The 1,743-nt window shown below is 52.4% G+C and carries 3 protein-coding genes; 1 reads left to right on the top strand and 2 read right to left on the bottom strand.

Annotated features, from left to right (window positions below; genetic code table 11):
- Nucleotides 1–128 precede the first annotated feature (128 nt).
- Nucleotides 129–353 carry a hypothetical protein gene (locus tag IBX50_RS20420; protein ID WP_292258245.1) on the bottom strand — a complete coding sequence of 75 codons (225 nt, stop codon included), beginning with the start codon at nucleotides 351–353 and terminating at the stop codon, nucleotides 129–131.
- Nucleotides 354–446: 93 nt separating this feature from the next.
- On the opposite strand from IBX50_RS20420, the gene IBX50_RS20415 reads away from it, so the two are divergent.
- Nucleotides 447–1,280: a carbon-nitrogen hydrolase family protein gene (locus IBX50_RS20415; RefSeq protein WP_292258243.1), complete on the top strand. Its 834-nt coding sequence runs from the start codon at nucleotides 447–449 to the stop codon at nucleotides 1,278–1,280.
- Nucleotides 1,281–1,295: 15 nt separating this feature from the next.
- Here IBX50_RS20415 and IBX50_RS20410 read toward each other — a convergent pair whose 3' ends face one another.
- Complete coding sequence (locus IBX50_RS20410; protein ID WP_292258241.1) at nucleotides 1,296–1,679, bottom strand: DUF488 domain-containing protein; 384 nt, start codon at nucleotides 1,677–1,679, stop codon at nucleotides 1,296–1,298.
- Nucleotides 1,680–1,743: the final 64 nt, after the last annotated feature.

Here is a 1,743-nt window from a genome sequence, read left to right as displayed (position 1 = left end):
TGAGCTGGGACAGCAGGGAGTTGTTTTTCAGCAGAGCATTTTGCATTTAAAAAAACCTGTCGGACGGCAAAGTAAGGGGCACACTATAACCCCTGAAAGGGTGGTTTCAAGCTCGGACTGGTAAAAGCTCAGTCCTGTTTTGTATCAGGCACCATGTATTGCTGGATCTGCATCTGGCGCATTTCGCTGGGGCTGGGTGCCATAAAATGGCCGTACCACACCGGCCAGGTGCCGATTAAAAAACCGGCAATGGCGATGGTGATACCCAGAGCCTTGCGTTTTTCCTTGAGGTTAAGCCCGATGATCACAATCACTACACCAATAAAGTGCAGGAAAAAAATACTGGGAGCCATAGATAAAGATTCCGTGTTGTTGGGTGGTGCGCTTCACAAGTAAACTGGGATTTTACCCTATTCTGCTTTTTCATTTCAGTGTTGGAGTCAGTAATGTTGCATCCCCGTAGTTTTTCTCATCAACAGGCTGAAACCCGACTGGCTGCAGTACAGATGACTTCTGGCCCTGAATGGTTTGCTAATCGTGATCGGGCGGCGGTTTTGCTGGCACAGGCCGCTGATGCTGGGGCTGAATTGGTGGCCTTGCCGGAATTTTTTCCGATGATCAACCCAGATGTTCCTGCCCGCTTTGTGCTGGCAGAAGAAGACGGTGCCGGTCCCATGCAGGATTTTCTGGCTGAACAGGCACAAAAGCTGGGCATCTGGCTGGTGGGTGGCAGCCTGCCGTTAAAAAGTTACTGCGCCGATAAACTGACCAACACCTGTTTGGTGTATGGGCCTGATGGTGGTCGCGTGGCACGTTATGACAAGATTCATCTGTTCGGTTTTCAGCAGGGCGAAGAGCGTTATGATGAAGCCGCAACACTGGTGCCGGGTCATCAGCCGGTGACTTTTGATACTCCATTTGGGCGGGTTGGGCTGGGCATCTGTTACGATTTGCGTTTTCCAGAGCTGTTTCGTCAGCTGGATGCAGTGGATCTGCTGGTTTTACCCTCGGCTTTTACTGTGCCGACGGGTCAGGCACACTGGTCTTTGTTGTTGCGTGCCCGTGCGGTTGAAAACCTCTGTTATGTGCTGGCTCCTGCTCAGACTGGCACCCATGCCGGAGGCCGTAAAACCTTTGGTCATTCGATGCTGATTGATCCCTGGGGTGAGGTGCTGGATTGCTTGTCGGAAGGTGAAGGGGTGGTGAGTGGTGTTTTAAATGCCGCACGCTTGCAGGAAGTTCGCAGCCAGTTACCGGCGCTGGAGCACCGGCGACTGTGATAAAAAAAGGGTGCATCAGAAGGGTTTTGGTGGCACCCCGTTGCTGATCCATAATTCCAGCTGTTCTTTCAGCAGCTGCACCCAGGATTGTTCCGGGTCACGTTCAGCAGTCAGCAGAGTCAGGTTGTTCTGCTCAATGCTTTCTAGCAGCAGTTGAATTTTTTCCGGACGCTGGTGCAGTTCATCCCGATAAGAGCGGGCAAAGTTTTTCCAGTCCAGCTCACCCTTGGTCAACTGACGTTTGAGGCCACTGCTGGGTGCAGCCTGCCGACACCAGTGGTGAACACCCAGCTCATCCTGATCCCGGCCATGTGGCCAGAGACTGTCGACCAGTACGCGTGTGCCGTCCTGTTCTTCAGGGGGTGCGTAGATCCATTTGATGGTCAGCTTGTGTTTCATGTTGAGTTCCCTGTTCATTTGCCTGACGCTGGCGCTTGTCTCAGTTAGAATAGGCCACTTTTGT

This window comes from Marinospirillum sp., from assembly GCF_014859565.1.
This window is presented reverse-complemented; position numbering and strand designations above follow the sequence as displayed.